Below are 16,899 nucleotides of genomic sequence, written 5' to 3' on the forward strand. Positions count from 1 at the left end.
GCAAACAAGGGTTTATCAACGGACTGCGGACGTCTATCCGGGCAAGACTTTGCCTGGGTTCATGATGCCTGTCGGATCGATGGCATGCTTGATGACGGCCATGAGATCGACGGCATCGCCATGTTCCCCGCGCAGATAGCCAATCTTGCCGGTACCGACGCCGTGTTCGCCGGTAGAGGTGCCGCCCACCGAGATTGCATGTTGCACCATCTTCTTGTTGATGGCTGCAACCTCATTGAGTTCCGCCTGATTTCCCGGGTCGACAGCGAAGACGACGTGATAATTGCCGTCGCCGACATGGCCGAGAATGGCGGCGGGAACGCTGCAGCCGCGCAGAAGATCACGCGTCTTGAGGATGCAGCTGCTGAGCTGTGAGACAGGGACGCAGACGTCGGATGACCAGCCTTTGGCATGCGGCCGCTGGGAGACGACCGCGTAGAACGCGTTGTGACGCGCCTTCCACAGCCGGTTGCGCTCTTCAGGTGCGTTTGCCCATTCGAAATCCTTGCCGCCATTCTCCTCGACGATCGCCTTGACCATTTCGACCTGCTCCTGAACCCCAGCCGGAAAGCCATGAAATTCGAAGGCGAGCGTGTCCTCGATCTTCAGCGACAGATTGGAATAGGCGTTGACGGCCGCGATCAGGCCGCGGTCCATCAACTCCATGCGGACAACCGGAATGCCGAGCTGCACGACCGCAATCGCCGCATTGACCGCCTGCTCGACGCTTTCGAACGAGCAGAGCGCTGCGGAAATCGTCTCCGGGATGCCGTAGAGCCTGAGCGTCACCTCGGTAATGATGCCGAGCGTACCCTCGGAACCGACGAACAGTCGGGTCAGATCGTAGCCGGCTGACGACTTGCGCGCCCGGCCGCCGGTGCGGATGACCTGGCCGCTCGGCAGCACGACGGTCAGTGACAGGACGTTTTCGCGCATGGTGCCGTAGCGCACGGCGTTCGTCCCCGATGCCCGCGTCGAGGCCATGCCGCCGATCGAGGCGTTGGCGCCGGGATCGATCGGGAAAAACAGGCCCATATCGCGCAGATGCGTGTTCAATTGCTCGCGGCTCACACCGGCCTCGACGGTGCAATCGAGGTCCTCGGCGCTGACGCGGACGATCTGCGACATGCGTGAAAGATCGATCGAGACACCGCCGCGCACCGCCGTCAGATGGCCTTCGAGCGAGGTGCCTGCGCCAAACGCGATCACCGGCACATCTTCAGCCGCGCAGAGCCGGACGATCTCGGCCACGTCCTCGGTGCTTTCCGCAAACACGACAGCATCCGGGATGGCGGGCGTGTGGTAGGATTCACCGCGGCCGTGCTGTTCGCGCAAGGCCTGCGAGATGGAGAAGCGATCGCCGAAACGGATGCGAAGCGTTTGCGAAAGAGCGGGAGAAAGAACACTCATTTGCCGCCTCGACGCTCTTCAGGAATGACGCGGCTAGGGTTATCCGGATGCGCCGCCAGCCATTCGGTGGGGGTGATGGACATGGAGTGCTCCGGATGATGCTCTGGCGGGGGACGAACGGGCCGATGCTGTTGGCGCCGGCCTGCTCGATGATCCATCAGGCGGCGATCTTGTCGCCGTTGAGATGGCGCTCGAGGAATGGCAGGCTGTCCTGTCCCCAGTACAACTCGTCTTCGTATCGGAAGGTTGGAAGCCCGAAGACACCGGCAGCCTTGGCGGTCTCGGCGTTCGATTTCCAGATCGCCTGCACGTCCTCGGCCTGAGCGCGCTGCTCCAGAACTGCACCGTCGAACCCTGCCTTATCCGCAATTGCGCGACGAACCTCGGCTCGGCCGATGTCCTCGCCACATGTCCAGAAGGCCTCCTGAAGCGCCTTTGTCAGTCTGAGCCAGTCTTGCCCCGCATCGATGGCGGCAATGACCATGAAACCGGCGGGGGTCGGGTCAGAAAGGGCGGCGCGGTTTTCGAAGTTCAGCGTTTTACCCCGCAGCGCGGCCCAACGTTTCAGGTCCTTGACCCAATAGGCGCGGCGCGCTTCCGGCCGGTTGCGGGAATAGATCGCGCCATTGTCCTCGATCAACGGGATCACATAGGGGCGGATCGATGCCCCATGCTCGGAGGCGAGCGCCGCAAATGGCTCGAGGCCGATAAAAGCCCAGGGAGAGCCAATGCCGAAGAAGTAATCGATGGTCTTTGTCATGTTCCGTTCTTCTCAAGAGATGTGGTCGAGTAGATTGCCGCGTCGAATACCGATAGCGCGCAGTCCCGGGCGACGAGAACGGCCTGGGGATCGCGTCCGACCGCCACCGTGGCAAGGGCGCCTTCATAGAGAAGGGAAAGGTGAGCAGCCGCCTGGTCGGGCTTGACATCGGCCCTCGACAGGATGGTGCGAAATATGTCCCTCACGACCTTCTTGTGCGTTCGCGCGACGGTGAGGACACGTTCTGAATCGCCGTGCTCGGCGACGGCAAGTGCAAAGGCGCAGCCCCGAAACTCCGGGCTGTCGGCCTTTTCGTACAAGCGCTCGAAAATCAGTTTGATCTGATCCCTCGGCATGCTTGCCGCATCCAAAACCTCCTGTAGCGAACGAATGACGCGGTCGTGGCGATCCTGGAGATAGGCTGCCACGAGGTGGTCCTTGGATGGGAAGTGTCGATAGAGGGTCGCCTTGGCAACGTTTGCTTCTTCGATGATTCGATCTATGCCGACGGCGCGAATACCTTCGCTATAAAAAAGCGCGCTGGCGGCGGTAAGGATCTGATCTGATATAGGCTCTTTCATTGGATCGCTTCGGGTTGGGAATGTATCATGGGATCAGCAAGCCCATATCATCAGGTCATTGCAAGGGTTCTGCCGAGGTTGGCTGCATTGTTTCGCGATCGGTGGTGTCGAGCGGACCAGAAACCCAGGGGGCGAAGGCTTGGCCATGCTGCGTCCGACCGGTAGACTCCTAAGGCGCAAGCCATTTTTGTTTTTCGTCTTCCTTTCAAGCGTGACTCCCCATCGACCGTCGACAGATGATTCCGCTGGATTTGCAATGTGGAAGCTAGAGGATTGAGAGATTATGAGAAAGACAGGTCGTTCTTTTTCTACTGAATTTGTGGAAAATGTTTCGTCCACGGCTCTCGCAGACAGCTGACTTTTTCGTGGCGATAGGTGGTAACCTCATGTGTCCATCTATCTCTCAGGTCGGACAGTTTGGGCGTGGCCGCGGCTGCAATCTTGTCTGCCTCTGCTATGGGGAATAGGCTGACGGGATGATCAAACAGGTTCTCTTTGTCCAAGGCGCCGGCGAAGGCGTTCATGACCACTGGGACAACAAGCTCGTGGCGAGCCTCGAGCGCGAGCTCGGTGGAAATTATGTTGTCCGCTATCCCCGAATGCCCGGCGAAGACAATCCCAGCTTCTCTGTGTGGAAGTCTGCGCTGATGAGGGAATTCGCCTTGTTGGAAGATGGCGCAATGCTCGTGGGCCATTCGTTCGGCGGCACCATCTTGATGCATGCGCTTGCCGAGCAGCCGCCGACACCGAGGTTGGGCGGGCTATTTCTCATCGCCGCACCCTTCATCGGCGAAGGCGGATGGCCGAGCGATGACATCGGCGGTGCCGAGGATTTCTCGGGGTCCCTTCCGCCCGGCCTTCCCGTCCATCTCTATCATGGGATTGATGACGACGAGGTGCCGACGGCTCACGTCCATTTCTACGCGAAAGCGATTCCGCACGCCGTGGTGCGCACGCTCGAGGGCAGGGATCACCAGTTCAATGATGACATGAGCGAGGTCGCCTGGGACATCCGTTCGTTGGGTTAGGCTTCTGCTCAGACAATTCTAGCAAACACCACGCGGGAAAGCTTGTTTCCCAGCGCAGCCGCTCTATGTCCTCTCCCGTTTCAGCATGAGATCTGCAGGCAGTATTCACCGTAAAACCGGGCGCCGACGGCGTTGTCCGCCGGCCGGCTTTGAAGGAGCTGAGCAATGAAAATTCTCATGGTTCTCACATCGCATGATCAACTGGGAAACACCGGCAGGAAGACGGGCTTCTGGCTCGAGGAGCTCGCCGCCCCTTACTTTGTTTTCCGTGGCGCCGGAGCCGACATCACGCTCGCTTCGCCGAAGGGCGGCCAGCCTCCACTCGATCCGAAGAGCAACGAGCCGTCCTTCCAGACGGAAGACACGCGGCGGTTCGAGCGCGACCAGGCGGCAACGGCTGCGCTCGCCAACACCTTGAGATTGTCCGACATCAACCAGGCGGACTATGACAGCGTGTTCTTCCCCGGCGGGCACGGTCCGCTTTGGGATCTGACGAACGACCGCAACGCTCTGTCGCTCATCGAGGATATGCTCGCGGCGGGAAAACCCGTGGCGCTCGTTTGCCACGCACCAGGTATCCTGACGAATGTGAAGGCGCCGGATGGAAAGCCCATCGCCAAGGGCCGGACGGTCACGGGTTTCACCGATTCCGAAGAAGAGGCGATGCACCTGGTCGAGGTCGTTCCCTACCTGCTCGAGGATGTATTGAGGGAGCAGGGCGCAAAGTTTTCGAAGACGGCGGATTGGGGCGTGCATGTCGTCCAGGACGGCCTGCTGATCACCGGTCAAAACCCGGCTTCGTCAAAACAGGGCGCCCGGAGGCTTCTTGAGGCCTTGAGAAAGCAGGACGCGGCTTAAGGGCTTAAGCCCTGGGCACGACGGCTGCCCTGGAGGTCGAGATCTCCTCATTCGGCTTGTGCCGACGCCGGCCGCAGGTGCGTCTCGACGACGTCTGCAGCACGGCGGCGGCGAGCCAACGTTCAAACACGGATGAAAGGCGCCTGACATGACGGGGAAATATACGGGACAATGCGCTTGCGGCGCGGTGAGATTTGCCTTCGACACCGACCCGAACTTTGTCGCCAACTGCCATTGCCTGGACTGCAAGAGGGCAACGGGCGGCGAGGCCGCCACGTTCTTCGCCGTACCGCAGGATGATTTCAACGTGATCAGCGGTAGCCCGAAGGCGTTTCACTATGTCGCCAATTCAGGCAAAGGGCTCGACCGCAATTTTTGCCCGGATTGCGGCGCCAGATTGTTCAGCAGCAACCTGGAGAGCTTTCCTGGCCTCGTCTTCGTGACGCTCGGCAGTCTGGATCAGCCCGAGCTCATCAAGCCGGGAGTCGAAATGTTCACCAAGCGGCGGCTCGCCTGGGCAAGGCCGCTCGATCTTCCGCAGTTCGACGGCATGCCCGGCTGAGCCGCGACGCAAACCGCTGCACAGTTTTGCGCGATATGCTTTGAGCAATTTTTCTTGAAGAAAAGTTCCATTCGGTGTCGGATCGGTCAGCCCACGCCCGTCCTAGGTTCGTCCATTCCGTCCATTCAAAAAGGATCACGACCATGCCGAGTACCATACGCCTGCACCGCGTTCTGGCGACCAGCCCGGAGAAAGTCTACCGCGCATTCCTGGAGGCGGACGCGCTTGCCAAGTGGCTTCCGCCGAACGGCTTCCTCTGCACCGTGCATCATTCGGAGCCGGTTGTCGGCGGCACGTTCAGAATGTCTTTCCGTAACTTCACGACGGGCAACAGCCACGCCTTCGGCGGCGAATATCTGGAGCTCGTCCCAGGTGAACGCCTGCGTTACACCGACAGGTTCGACGACCCCAACCTGCCCGGCGAAATGGAAGTCACCGTGACACTGAAAAAGGTCTCGGTCGGCACCGAGGTGGACATCGTGCAGGCCGGCGTGCCTGACGTCATTCCGCCCGAGGCTTGTTATCTCGGCTGGCAGGAGTCGCTGCGAAACCTCGCCAGGGTCGTCGAGCCCGACATCCAGGAATAGTCCAAGATCGCGCTGGCCGGGCGGCAACCGCCCGGCACCAGCCGACATCAATGACTGCCGATGCCGCGTTTCGCGAGCGCGTTGCGGGCGGCCGCAGCGCCCCAGTCGTCGGAAAGATCCTGCCCTTCGATCTCGGCTTCGGCGATCGGCGTTGCCCGGATCAGCGGCACGGAGCCGAAAGGCAGGCCGTCGATCCGCCCGGGGGCCTGGCTCAGCATGATCCGGCTCATCGGGCTATAATCCTCGGTCAGCCGGCAGAACAGGATGGCGCCGTGTTTCTCGACATCGCGGGCGACGCGATAGCCGTCTGCCACGAGGTCGCCGATGTTGATCAGCAGGTTTGCCCAGTTTTTGATCCCCTCCGCATTCAGGGTCGCGGGGCCGAATTCCATGAAGAGTTCGCATTCCACGCCGTTCTCCGGCTCGGATATGCCGGCCCAAGGGGTCGACAGCCCGTCGGTGGCAAGCGTCAGCCTTTCCGGCGCCTGGACGGCGAGGATGCGGCGATGCGGGCCGAACCATTTCGTCTGGGCGTGAATGTTGGCCGTTCCGCGCTCGGCCGCAAAGTTCTGAAGCACTGTACCGCGGCTCTGCCAGAAGACGCGCCGCGCAGCGGCTGCGGTTTCGTAGATCGGGTCGTCGGGGGCGCGCGGCACGATCGTCCCATCATAACTGGTTTGGAGCGTGATCTCTCCCCGCATGAAGGGAAACTTCGGCTTCTTCCAGCGTATTAGCACCTTGTTGAAGCGAGGCACCCCTGATGCACCGAGCTTTTCGACGACTTCGGAGATGATATCGAGCGGATGCCTGGAGGCCTCCGGGACATAGTTTCCTTCGGCATCGCGGTAACCGCCCGTCCGGGACGAGTGCCCCGCCTGCATCGTGGTGGCAGTCCATTCGCCACTGACCGCGCCCGCCGGCGCCTTGCCGAGAGCCGGCGCAAGTTCCCGGATCGCATCGTCAATCGAATAGGATGCCACGTCGCCCCTCAGCCTTCGCCCAAAGATTGTATCCCTCGCGGCCGCTCTGCCCGCGAGCAGAAGCTAGAGCGGAGGCGTCGCCGATCAATAGCGAGGTGGAGTGGCGCGAGCAGAGGAGGCGCCCAGGTCCCTGGGCGCAGGAGAAATTCTTTTACTGGGTGAGGTAGGGTCCGCGGCGCCTATTTGCTTCCGTCGTTCGGCCGCGCCTTGGCGCTGTCGTTGCTGGTCGACGAGGCGGTCTTTCCATCCGGTTGCTGCCCGAAATATGTGCCGCCGAGATGGCCGCCGGCGCTGGTGTTCTTTACCTGCCGTTCGGCGCGTTTCTGGAGTTCACGAACGTTGGTCTTGCTCATTTTCGGCTCCATGTTTGAGGTAGACCTCTGGTCAACCAATGGCGGACAACACGGTTCCATATTTTTTGCGGAGGGCGGGGCCGGGTAGCGGGTTGGGCCTGCTCACCTCTGCTGCGCCAAGCTTGCTTTCGAACGACAGGGCGGCTCACCGGGGAAGAATTCCCGCGGGAACACTTCCTGATCTTTTCGGTTTCCCCTGTTCAACAAGGAGAAACGAAGATGGGCATGACGACACCGAAAGACGGCGCCCCCGGCACCACCGATCAGTCTCCCCGCTGGGAAGGGCCGAAGGGAAATAAACCTCGCGGCTACATGAAGGCCAAGGACGATCCGGATCGCGATCGCGACGCGCATGGCGAAAACAACCGCGATCCCGAGACGAAGACTCTCAGCGATGCGCTGAAGCAGAAGGGCCAATGACATGGCTGATCCCAAAAAAGACGCAGCCGGCCAGTTCGCCAGATCCCAGGCCGACCGGAAAAGCAGCGGTGTGGCCAGCGCCAAACCGACCGTGATCACCGGCTCGGAAGATGCCACGGTGAACAAGAACCCGCCCGGCAAGAAGAAGTCCGGGAAGGATTGGGATATCAACTACGATCCGGCCGCTAGGAACGAGAGCCGGTCGCACTAGCTCCGGCTGTCGCTGCTTCTCCTCACGAGCCAAGCCGCGAGGCATTTCCGTTTTCTCCAGTCAGGGAAATGCTCCAGTTTCATATGTGGACACTGTTCCTACCCACCGAAATAGGCCGGATGGTCGATATCGGCGAGGAGGCCGGGCTGCTTTGGCTCCCAGCTGAGCAGCGCGCGGGTATGCTCGCTCGATGTCGGGACGTCGAAGCCGGCGAACATGCCAAACCAGCCAAAATGCTCGGCCGCTTCTTCCCGTGAGAGCGAGACAGCGGGCACATCGAGCCGCCGGCCGATGACCTCGGCAATCTGCCTGAAGGGAACTCCCTCTTCTGCGACTGACAGGAACGGGCCACCGACAGCGCCGCGCTCCAGCGCCAGCCGATAGAGCCGGGCGGCATCGAGCCGGTGCACGGCGGGCCAGCGGTTCTGCCCTTCGCCGATATAGGCCGAGACTCCCGTCCGCCGGGCCAAATCGATCAGGATCGGCACGAAACCATGATCGCCATGGCCATGTACTGACGGCGGCAGCCGGACGGTGGCGGCCCGCACGCCACGCGCGACAAGCGATATCGCGGTGATTTCGGAGGCGCGAGGGTAGGTCTGCGACGTTGGCATGGGCGGGTCCTTCTCGGTGCCGGTGCGCCCCGGCGCATGGCCGAGGCCCGCCGTCACCAGCAGCGGCCGGCCGGAACCTTGGAGGGCTTCGCCCAGCGCCTCGATGGCGCGCCGGTCGGCGGCGCAGTTCTCGGCAAATTTCGAGAAATCATGATTGAAGGCCGTGTGGACGACGCCATCCACCTCTGCCGCGCCGCTCTTCAGGCTGTCCAGGTCGTCGAGCGTGCCGCGATGGACCTCGGCACCGGCGGCGGCCAGTTGATCCGCTCCCTTGTCCGAGCGGGTGAGGCCGAGCACCTTGTGGCCGGCGGCGATCAGTTCATCGACGACGGCCGAGCCGACCCAGCCGGTGGCTCCAGTGACGAATACGCGCATGTGATATCTCCAGTTTTTGCCGGAGACACATATCGGCCCTGCCTATATCATGGTAAAGTAGTGACATTATCATGGTATAAAGGCTAACAGGATGGGCGAATTCGTCACCTCGGACAATCGGCTCGGTGCCTATTTGAAGGGGCGCCGCGTCAGGCTCGATCCCGCTGCCTTCGGCTTTGCGGGGGAGCGGCGGCGCACGCCGGGTCTGCGGCGCGAGGAGGTCGCGAGCCGCGCCAATATCAGCCCGACCTGGTACACCTGGCTGGAGCAGGGGCGTGGCGGGGCGCCGTCTGCCGACGTGCTCGACCGGATCTCTCGCGCGCTGATGCTGACTGATGTCGAGCGCGAGCATCTCTTCCTCATCGGCCTCGGTCGACCGCCCGAGGTGCGTTACCACAGACAAGAGGGCGTGACGCCGAGGTTGCAGGGCGTGCTTGATGCGCTGGACCCGAGCCCGGCGCTGATCCGCAACGCCATCTGGGACGTGATTGCCTGGAACAGGGCGGCGACGGTGCTTCTAACCGATTACGGCGCGCTGCCGCCGGAAGAGCGCAACGTGCTGCGCTTCATCTTCCTCGATCCGCGCGTACGCGCCGCTCAATACGACTGGGAAAGTGTCGCTCGCTTCGTCGTCGCCGCTTTCCGCGTGGATGCGGCCCGCGCGGGTGCCGCGGCCGAGGTCGAGCCCCTCGTCGACGAACTCTGCCGCAAGAGCCCCGAATTCCTGGCGATGTGGCGCGACAACGACGTGCGCAGCCACGGCGAGGGCGCCAAGCATATCCGCCACCCCATCCTCGGCCCGCTCGCCTTCGAATATTCCGCCTTCCAGGTGGACGGGCGGCCGGATCTCAGCATGGTCGTGTACAACCCGGCGACGGCGGAGGATGCGGCGAAGATCAAGGGATTGGTGGGGTGAGGCTAGGGCAATTCCGTGACGCCTTTAGGCGCGGCATCTTCCGTCGTCCCTAGTGGTTTGGTGTGCAACCCATAAAGCGAAGCATTCATGGCAAAGCTGTGAAAATCTAAAATACTACCTTTGCTAGAAAATTCGTTGACCGTCCCAGTCTCTGCTGCTTTCTTTCCGATAGGCCAAGGCGAATGGGTCTTGAAGGAGATATCCATGACAGAGCTTGCAAAACCTGTGACGGTCGACGATGTCAGCAGCGCTTCCGAGAATGACGTGATCTCAGGCAATCTGCTGGAGAATGATCTGGCCGGGGGCTCCGGCAACATGTTTCTCAACTTCTTCGACGGCGAGAGAGTTCTTGCCAAGAGGGACGGGCAGGTCACCGATATCGAGGGTGAATACGGCACGTTCCACGTCAAGGCCGACGGCTCTTACACCTATACGCTGAACGAGACCGCCAAGGCGGGTTTCCTCCAGGGAATGACGCTGACGGAGACGATCGGCTACAAGATCTCCGACGGTGCCGGCAACACCGATGTCGGCCATTTCACGCTCGACATTCACGGGGTCACGAGCCCGCCGGTCGCGGTCGACGACGCCTTTTCCTTCCGCGAAGGAAGCGAGATGGCCGGCAACGTGCTCGCCAATGATCACGCGGGAGAGGCCGGCACGCTCTTTCTGCGCTCGGTCGAGGGCACCAGCATTCCTGCCGGTCAGGGGCAGGGGCAGACGACCGACGTGGCGGGTGAATTCGGTATCTTCCATTTCGCGGGCGATGGAAGCTTCACCTACGATCTCAATCCGGCCGTCAAGGCGGGCCTCGACGATGGCGAGCATGTCACGGAGAAACTCCAATATTACAAGGTCTCCGACGGCGCCGGTCACGCGGATGCCGGCGTGATCACCCTGACCGTCGACGGCGCGACGGACGGGAAGTCGTTGAACACCAATCATGTCGAGGTCCAGGCGGATGTGGTGCGCCCCTTCCTGGATCATTACGAACTCCAGGGAGTCGCGGTCGATCCGCTAACGGGCAAGTATTACGTCAGTTCCGGCCACGGTTTCCCGGATGATTCCATGGTGAGCGTTTACGACAACGCCTCGGCATTTGAAGCCGGCAACGCCAGCGGCGCCATCTCCCTCGGCGACTATGACAAGGGCGAATATGACATCGGCGGAACCTATTTTTCGGTCCGTGGAGGCGAGATCATCGGAAGAACCAACGAGGCGAGAAGCGAGGAGGACCCTTTCCCCGATCAGACCTATCTTGCAAAATGGGATGCCGCCGACGGATCTCTCGATCAGAAGGGTGCTTCGATTCCCGGCCTTATCGGCAAGAATGGCGCGGGTACGTTCGACTGGGGTGGATTCACGACCGTCAATACGATGCAGGATTCGACCGGCATTTACGTCGTCGGCCGCATCAATGATTCCACCTGGCAGGTCTCGAAGATCGACCCCGAAACGTTGAGCCCGATCGAATCCAAGACCTTCGCGGCGGGCGGGCTCGGATACGGCTTTGCCGTCGACGGCACGTTCTTCTTCGGCGATTCCTCCAGCAGCGAGCATATCGGCACGGCCTTCGACTTCGAAACCGGGGTCAAGACAACGGTTGACGTCAACATCGCCATACCGGGAGACGACTTGATCACCAACGTGGTCTATGACTCAGCGGCGGATAATCTCTACCTCACCAACACCGGGACCGACGAAATCGCCGTGGTGCACAATATCTCGGACGTTCTGTTCGCCTAGCGCATCGGCCCGAAAATCGGAATCGATTTTCGGAAAGCACAATGCGAGGATTGAAAGTGTTAGAGCGTCCCTTGTGCGTCCGAAAGGACGCACGGCGCTCTAATGGGGCCTTACCGCTCGAATGCCGACGCCGCCCCGCGCGTTCTGTTGACGGCAGGGCGTTTAACCGGCCGGAGCCTTCGTAAACACAAATCAATAGAATTGCAGCCACGCTACTGCAGCGTGCGCGTCTGGATCTGCTCGGCGGCGTGAGGCGCGGATGCGGGCAGGGGGCTGCCTTCGAGGCCGGTCGCTACCACTGAAACGCGGAACTTGCCGTCGAGGCTGCGGTCGGAAATCGCCCCGACGTATGCAGTCTTGCCGTTCCGGACAAGGCCGCTTTCCAGCAAGTACGAGGCGTCTCCGGCTGTCCTGGCAGCAAGAGCGGCGGGGCGTGCGGAACATGGATGGCGGCCGACGCCTTCAGCCGGCCGCGTGGACCGGTTTCGGCCGATGATTTGGAACCATGATCCCGCAGTACTGTTTAACTGGAAGGCGCGGAAGCGCCGATAACGGGGATGCCGATTGCCGGCCAACCCGGTAATGACGATCGGCCTTTCGGTTCGCCTATGGAGGAATACAACATGCAAACGACCCGATCGAAAGAACTGGCGGACGAATACCTGCGGCTTGGCGGCAAACGGCTGGCCAAGATCGATGACAATATCGTTAAAATCCGCCACTGGGAGGATGACACGCCGGAGGCCGAGGCCTTCTGGCAGGAGCACATCGAGCCGCTGGATGACAAGCGCCGCGTAGAGGTCGAAACGCACCTTCCCACGATCAACGACAGGTGATCGCGAATCAACGATCGGTGATCGCAGCGATTTCCCCGGAGCGCATGACATTGAAGCGCGACAGCGCCGCGCGTCTGAAAGGACGCGGCAGGCTGTCGTGCTCGGATATGTCGCGCCGCTGCGCTTACTGCAGCGTGCGCGTCTGGATCTGCTCGGCGGCGTGAGGCGCGGATGCGGGCAGGGGGCTGCCTTCGAGGCCGGTCGCCACCACTGAGACGCGGAACTTGCCGTCGAGGCTGCGGTCGAAGATCGCGCCGACGACGATATCGGCGTCTTCCTGCACTTCGTCACGAATGCGGCTTGCCGCCTCGTCCACTTCGAACAGCGTCATATCCGAACCGCCGGAGATCGAGATCAGCACGCCCCTGGCGCCCCGCATCGAGATATCGTCGAGAAGCGGATTGGCAATTGCCGCTTCCGCCGCCTTCATCGCGCGGCTCTCACCGGAGGCTTCGCCGGTACCCATCATCGCACGGCCCATGCCTGACATGACCGACTTCACGTCGGCAAAATCGAGGTTGATCAGGCCTTCCTTGACGATCAGATCGGTAATGCAGCCAACGCCCGCATAGAGCACGCGGTCGGCCGTCATAAAGGCATCGGCGAAGGTCGTTTTCGCATCGGCGATGCGGAAGAGGTTCTGATTGGGAATGACGATGACCGTATCGGCCGCCTGGCGAAGCGCCTCGATGCCGATTTCCGCCATCCGCATGCGGCGGTTGCCTTCGAAGGTAAAGGGCTTGGTGACGACGCCGACCGTCAGGATGCCGGCGGCACGCGCAGCGCGGGCGATGACGGGTGCAGCACCCGTGCCGGTGCCGCCGCCCATGCCGGCGGTGACGAAGCACATGTGCGAGCCGGCCAGGTGATCCATGATCTCATCGAGCGACTCTTCGGCAGCCGCATGGCCGACCTCGGGCAGCGAACCGGCGCCGAGACCCTCCGTCACATTCGCGCCAAGCTGGATGCGGCGCGTCGCCTTGGAGGTGGCCAGCACCTGGGCATCCGTGTTTGCGGCGACGAATTCGACACCTGCCAGCTTTTCCGCGATCATATTGTTGATCGCATTGCCACCGCCGCCGCCGACGCCGATGACTGTAATATGCGGCCGTAGTCCAGAAATGCCGCTCTTGGCGTCCGACATCGCGCTCTCCTTTGATGTTTCGTTCATGCCCACCCTCGTTTGCGGACGGCGAATCGTGCCTCACGATACGCGAGCAACAAGGCAGAGGCGAGGCGAAAGACGTCTCGGATGGAGCGGAGATGGTCGGGAAAGGCCCCCGGCCGGTGCCTTTCAGGGAGGGAGCATCATGCCGAGAGCTGACAATTATGCTTCAAGGACAGGCCGTGAAGGTAGCTTGCGGCGATATTGTTGAAAAAATCGCCGCGTAGGGTTTTGTTTTACGCCTCTCGGAATGAAATTGCGCTGTGACTCCATTTCTGCATCGACGCAGAAGAAACCTACAGCCTCGATCCCACAGTCACCGGCAAACACAATACACACCGCAACCCCGCCGCCCCATTCGCATCCAGCATCAGCGAGCCGCCGTAAAGCCCCGCGAGTTCATTGACGATGCTGAGCCCGAACCCGTTGCCCGGGACATGTTCGTCCTCGCGCACACCCGGCAGCAGCACAGCGGCGAGGCGGTCCGGGGGGATGCCGGGGCCGTCGTCTTCGATGGTGATGCGGGCGATCGGGCCGTCGCGGCGGGCGCGGACGATGACGTGCGCGGAGGCCCATTTGAAAGCGTTGTCGATCAGGTTGCCGAGCATTTCCTCGACATCGCTTTCGTCGCAGGCGACTCGAAGGCCCTCTGATATATCGGTCTCGAAGGCGATCTTACGCTCGGCGTGGATCTGGCCGATCGCCCGATGCAGATCGGTGATCGCTGCCGCCACGTCGGTGCTGGCGACATTGTCCGAGGAGGCCATCACCCGGCGGGCGGCGGCGAGATGATGTTTGATCCTGTTGTCTATCCGGGCTGCGAGGCCGCGTAATGCGCCTTTGGGGTCGTTTTGCTCGTCGAGCGCCAGCAGCAGGCTCGCCACCGGAGTCTTGAGGCCGTGGGCGAGGTTGGCAAACTGCATGCGCGTTGCCGCAAGCCTCTCTTCGTTGGCCTCCAGCAGCGCATTGGTTTTCAGTGAGAGCGGCGCAAGTTCGACTGTCGCCTCATCGGGTAGGCGGCCGCGCTCTCCCCGGTTGATGGCATCGATATTAGCCGCCATGGATATCAGCGGGCGCAGGCCGAAGCGGATCTGCCAGAGCGTGCCGGCCATCAGCACGAGGCCGAGCAGCAGCATGCAGGGCACCAGCCAGAAGAGGGCGCGCAGTGCCGGGCCGACGAGGGCGATCATCGGCGCCGTCGCGGTGATCGTCAGCGTCATTCCGTCGATGCTGCGGATGGCCTGCCGAAGATAGAGCGGTCCTCTTCCGCGATCACCGCCCATGCCTGATGTCGGCATGCCCATCAGCACATGGCGCAGATCCTGCCGGGGTGGCGGCGCGTCTATCGTGCCGTTCATCAGGGAGCGTGAGGTCAGGCGCTGCTGTCCGTCATCGATCTGCCAGTACCAGCCGGATGAGAGGCGATCAAATGGGGGCGCATCGAGCGGTGCGGAGAGGGCGAGCCTTCCCCCAGCGTCACGCGTCACCGCGCTGGCGAGGGCGCCGATCTGAATGTCCAAACGCTGGTCGACCTGCTCGCGCACCACAGTCTTCAGCGCCAGCCAGAGTACGATGGCGGCGACGACAAGCGCCAGCGTCACGAAGATGCCGGAAAACATCAGCAGCCGGCCGGCGATCGATCTCGGCTTGACGGACGGGGCCTTCATGATGCCGCTGCTGCCGTCAGCATATAGCCGCGGCCGCGCACCGTTTCGATGCTGTTGGCCCCGAGCTTCTTGCGCAAGCGGGCGATGATGACCTCGATGGAATTGGAGTCGACTTCGGCATCACCGTCATAGACGCGCTCGGTGAGTTCGCGCCGGTCGACGATCATCCCCTTACGCAGCATCAAGCAGGAGAGCACCCGCCATTCCAGCGCCGTCAGCTTCAGCGGCAGGCCGTCGAGCTCGAAGGTGCCGAGTTGGGCATCGAAGACCAGCGCGCCGCAGACAAGGCGCGAGGCGGCGTGACCGGACGCCCGGCGCACCAGGGCGCGCAGACGCAGCACCAATTCCTCCACCTTGAAAGGTTTGGCAAGGAAATCGTCGGCGCCGGCCTTGAAGCTCGAGACCTTGTCCGGCCAACCGTCGCGCGCCGTCAGCACCAGAACCGGCAGATTGCGATCACCCTCGCGCCATCCCTTCAGCACGCTGACGCCATCGATCTTCGGCAGGCCGAGATCGAGGATTGCGACATCAAAGAGTTCGGTCAGTCCCGCATGGAGAGCGTCCTCGCCGTTGCGCGCAATATCGACGACGAAGTTTTCCGATCGGAGCACCGCGGCGATCCGGCCGCTCAGGTCTTCGTCATCTTCGACGAGCAGTACGCGCATGGGCAGGGCTTTCATAGGGTATCGCCGTGGACGGACCAAAGCTATCGGGCCGAGCTTAACTCAATCTGAACGGAGAGGTTCAGGCAGGCGAGGGGGTGTCGCGGTTAGATTGCGGCCATTACTGAAGCAAGGAGCAGATATATGCCTGATGAAAACCAGGACAACGGACATCCCGAAGGTGCCGCCGCGCCGATGCCGCCAGGACACCGCCGGCGCCGGCTGGCGATCCCTGTCATATCAGCCGCAGTGGCGCTTGTTATCGGTGCTGCCGGTGGTGCCGGCGCCGTGAAGATGATGCGTCCCACGCCCGAAATGGCGCCGATGACGCCGGTGGCGATTTCGACCATGCCGGTATCGAGCCTCGTCACCATCAAGGGCAAGGTCGCCGAGATCTACGGCAACAAGTTCGTGCTGCAGGACGACAGCGGCAAGGCGCTTGTTGAGACCGGTCGGGCCGGCGAGGGTGGCGCACTCGTCACCCAGGATGAGGCCGTCACCGTCCAGGGCCGCTTCGACGACGGCTTTGTGCATGCGAGTTACCTCGTTCGCCAGGACGGACGAACCGAAGCGCTGCGTCCGCCGAAAGGTCCTCTGCACAGACGGTTTGCAGATTTCGATCACAGGCCGTGACGGGCGTGAACCAAAGCCGCGCTGCGGTGTTAACAGACACGCCTCATAACTCCGAAAGGAACGTTTCCATGCAACGACTTCTGCTATCAGGCCTTGCCCTTGCCGCACTGGCCGGCACCGCCTTCGCCCAGCAGCCGCCGGCTCCGCCATCCGCCGCGACTCCGCCCGCAGCGGCTGAACCCGGCTCGCCGCCTCCGCCGCCGTCTCCGTCCGCTCCTGATGACGATGAGCAGATGACGGACCGGCCGGACGCGAGGCCGGGAGATCGCCCGGATTTCCGCTGGCATGGTCGGAGAGGCGATATGGGCTTCCGTGGCTTCCGCGGTCATCGCCCGCCACCGCTACCGCCATCGAAGGCAGCGCATTTCCGGATCGAGGATGGAAACACCCGGATCGATCTGAAATGCGCCGAGGACGAACCGATGAAGGCCTGCGCGGATCTGCTGCTGCAGGTGATGGACCGCCTGCAGGGGCAGGACTGATCATCCGCACTTGAGGCGGATGCCGCACGATAATGCAACCGTCCGCGTTTTCT

General features: G+C 62.1%; 21 protein-coding genes and 1 pseudogene. 11 read left to right on the plus strand and 11 right to left on the minus strand.

Features of this window, described 5'->3' with window-relative positions; all coding sequences use genetic code 11:
* Positions 1 to 33: 33 nt before the first annotated feature.
* From FHX10_RS03780 to FHX10_RS03790, 3 genes are all read right to left on the minus strand, one after another.
* Positions 34 to 1,410, minus strand: a complete 1,377-nt coding sequence (locus FHX10_RS03780; protein WP_183844640.1) for an FAD-binding oxidoreductase — start codon at positions 1,408 to 1,410, stop codon at positions 34 to 36.
* A gap of 157 nt (positions 1,411 to 1,567) precedes the next feature.
* Complete coding sequence (locus tag FHX10_RS03785; RefSeq protein ID WP_063475178.1) at positions 1,568 to 2,170, minus strand: 2-hydroxychromene-2-carboxylate isomerase; 603 nt, start codon at positions 2,168 to 2,170, stop codon at positions 1,568 to 1,570.
* Positions 2,167 to 2,751: a TetR/AcrR family transcriptional regulator gene (locus tag FHX10_RS03790; RefSeq protein WP_063475177.1), complete on the minus strand. Its 585-nt coding sequence runs from the start codon at positions 2,749 to 2,751 to the stop codon at positions 2,167 to 2,169. The genes FHX10_RS03785 and FHX10_RS03790 overlap by 4 nt, the downstream gene beginning before the upstream one ends.
* Before the next feature lie 476 nt (positions 2,752 to 3,227).
* Here FHX10_RS03790 and FHX10_RS03795 point away from each other — a divergent pair, with 476 nt between their 5' ends.
* The 4 genes from FHX10_RS03795 (at position 3,228) to FHX10_RS03810 (ending at position 5,786) form a co-directional block, all read left to right on the plus strand.
* A complete protein-coding gene (locus FHX10_RS03795; RefSeq protein WP_063475176.1) occupies positions 3,228 to 3,779 on the plus strand; it encodes an alpha/beta hydrolase in 552 nt (183 codons plus the stop codon).
* A 165-nt stretch (positions 3,780 to 3,944) separates the two neighbouring features.
* Complete coding sequence (locus FHX10_RS03800; protein ID WP_183844641.1) at positions 3,945 to 4,637, plus strand: type 1 glutamine amidotransferase domain-containing protein; 693 nt, start codon at positions 3,945 to 3,947, stop codon at positions 4,635 to 4,637.
* 148 nt (positions 4,638 to 4,785) lie between these two features.
* Positions 4,786 to 5,199, plus strand: coding sequence for a GFA family protein (locus tag FHX10_RS03805; RefSeq protein WP_028757269.1), 414 nt, complete (start codon positions 4,786 to 4,788; stop codon positions 5,197 to 5,199).
* Between the two features lie 143 nt (positions 5,200 to 5,342).
* Complete coding sequence (locus FHX10_RS03810) at positions 5,343 to 5,786, plus strand: SRPBCC family protein (protein ID WP_003560606.1); 444 nt, start codon at positions 5,343 to 5,345, stop codon at positions 5,784 to 5,786.
* Positions 5,787 to 5,833: 47 nt separating this feature from the next.
* On the opposite strand, the gene FHX10_RS03815 is transcribed toward FHX10_RS03810, so the two are convergent.
* Both FHX10_RS03815 and FHX10_RS03820 read right to left on the minus strand, forming a co-directional pair.
* Positions 5,834 to 6,766 (minus strand): hypothetical protein, encoded by a 933-nt coding sequence (locus FHX10_RS03815; protein WP_132572381.1) that lies wholly within the window; start codon positions 6,764 to 6,766, stop codon positions 5,834 to 5,836.
* A 179-nt stretch (positions 6,767 to 6,945) separates the two neighbouring features.
* Entirely contained in the window at positions 6,946 to 7,119 is a 174-nt protein-coding gene (locus FHX10_RS03820; RefSeq protein WP_088930348.1) for a hypothetical protein, read from the minus strand.
* A 219-nt stretch (positions 7,120 to 7,338) separates the two neighbouring features.
* On the opposite strand from FHX10_RS03820, the gene FHX10_RS03825 reads away from it, so the two are divergent.
* Both FHX10_RS03825 and FHX10_RS03830 read left to right on the plus strand, forming a co-directional pair.
* Positions 7,339 to 7,539, plus strand: coding sequence for a hypothetical protein (locus FHX10_RS03825; RefSeq protein ID WP_028757271.1), 201 nt, complete (start codon positions 7,339 to 7,341; stop codon positions 7,537 to 7,539).
* A gap of 1 nt (position 7,540) precedes the next feature.
* On the plus strand, positions 7,541 to 7,750 hold the full coding sequence (locus FHX10_RS03830; RefSeq protein ID WP_028757272.1) for a hypothetical protein: 210 nt from the start codon (positions 7,541 to 7,543) through the stop codon (positions 7,748 to 7,750).
* A gap of 98 nt (positions 7,751 to 7,848) precedes the next feature.
* On the opposite strand, the gene FHX10_RS03835 is transcribed toward FHX10_RS03830, so the two are convergent.
* Entirely contained in the window at positions 7,849 to 8,739 is an 891-nt protein-coding gene (locus tag FHX10_RS03835) for an SDR family oxidoreductase (RefSeq protein WP_063475174.1), read from the minus strand.
* 91 nt (positions 8,740 to 8,830) lie between these two features.
* Between FHX10_RS03835 and FHX10_RS03840 the strand changes: the two genes are divergently transcribed.
* Positions 8,831 to 9,655, plus strand: coding sequence for a helix-turn-helix transcriptional regulator (locus FHX10_RS03840; protein WP_028757274.1), 825 nt, complete (start codon positions 8,831 to 8,833; stop codon positions 9,653 to 9,655).
* Positions 9,656 to 9,657: 2 nt separating this feature from the next.
* On the opposite strand, the gene FHX10_RS03845 is transcribed toward FHX10_RS03840, so the two are convergent.
* Complete coding sequence (locus tag FHX10_RS03845) at positions 9,658 to 9,861, minus strand: hypothetical protein (protein WP_125853736.1); 204 nt, start codon at positions 9,859 to 9,861, stop codon at positions 9,658 to 9,660.
* On the opposite strand from FHX10_RS03845, the gene FHX10_RS03850 reads away from it, so the two are divergent.
* Positions 9,860 to 11,401, plus strand: coding sequence for an Ig-like domain-containing protein (locus FHX10_RS03850; RefSeq protein WP_132572378.1), 1,542 nt, complete (start codon positions 9,860 to 9,862; stop codon positions 11,399 to 11,401). The genes FHX10_RS03845 and FHX10_RS03850 overlap by 2 nt on opposite strands.
* A gap of 212 nt (positions 11,402 to 11,613) precedes the next feature.
* Here FHX10_RS03850 and FHX10_RS03855 read toward each other — a convergent pair.
* Positions 11,614 to 11,748, minus strand: a pseudogene (locus FHX10_RS03855) (cell division protein FtsZ); the annotation flags it as partial.
* A gap of 276 nt (positions 11,749 to 12,024) precedes the next feature.
* Between FHX10_RS03855 and FHX10_RS03860 the strand changes: the two are divergent.
* Positions 12,025 to 12,237 carry a hypothetical protein gene (locus FHX10_RS03860; RefSeq protein ID WP_047611710.1) on the plus strand — a complete coding sequence of 71 codons (213 nt, stop codon included), beginning with the start codon at positions 12,025 to 12,027 and terminating at the stop codon, positions 12,235 to 12,237.
* A 124-nt stretch (positions 12,238 to 12,361) separates the two neighbouring features.
* Here FHX10_RS03860 and ftsZ read toward each other — a convergent pair whose 3' ends face one another.
* The 3 genes from ftsZ to FHX10_RS03875 all read right to left on the minus strand — a co-directional run bounded on the left by ftsZ (position 12,362) and on the right by FHX10_RS03875 (position 15,734).
* Positions 12,362 to 13,381: a cell division protein FtsZ gene (ftsZ, locus tag FHX10_RS03865; RefSeq protein ID WP_017964879.1), complete on the minus strand. Its 1,020-nt coding sequence runs from the start codon at positions 13,379 to 13,381 to the stop codon at positions 12,362 to 12,364.
* Between the two features lie 317 nt (positions 13,382 to 13,698).
* Entirely contained in the window at positions 13,699 to 15,069 is a 1,371-nt protein-coding gene (locus FHX10_RS03870; RefSeq protein WP_132572375.1) for a HAMP domain-containing sensor histidine kinase, read from the minus strand.
* Positions 15,066 to 15,734, minus strand: a complete 669-nt coding sequence (locus FHX10_RS03875) for a response regulator transcription factor (RefSeq protein WP_063475171.1) — start codon at positions 15,732 to 15,734, stop codon at positions 15,066 to 15,068. Before FHX10_RS03875 ends, FHX10_RS03870 begins: the two co-directional genes overlap by 4 nt.
* 141 nt (positions 15,735 to 15,875) lie before the next feature.
* Between FHX10_RS03875 and FHX10_RS03880 the strand changes: the two genes are divergently transcribed.
* Both FHX10_RS03880 and FHX10_RS03885 read left to right on the plus strand, forming a co-directional pair.
* Entirely contained in the window at positions 15,876 to 16,364 is a 489-nt protein-coding gene (locus FHX10_RS03880) for a hypothetical protein (protein WP_184389100.1), read from the plus strand.
* Between the two features lie 68 nt (positions 16,365 to 16,432).
* On the plus strand, positions 16,433 to 16,846 hold the full coding sequence (locus tag FHX10_RS03885) for a hypothetical protein (protein WP_047610598.1): 414 nt from the start codon (positions 16,433 to 16,435) through the stop codon (positions 16,844 to 16,846).
* The last annotated feature ends 53 nt before the right edge of the window (positions 16,847 to 16,899 follow it).

The sequence above is a fragment of the Rhizobium sp. BK591 genome (genome assembly GCF_014195045.1).
Lineage (GTDB): Bacteria > Pseudomonadota > Alphaproteobacteria > Rhizobiales > Rhizobiaceae > Rhizobium > Rhizobium anhuiense.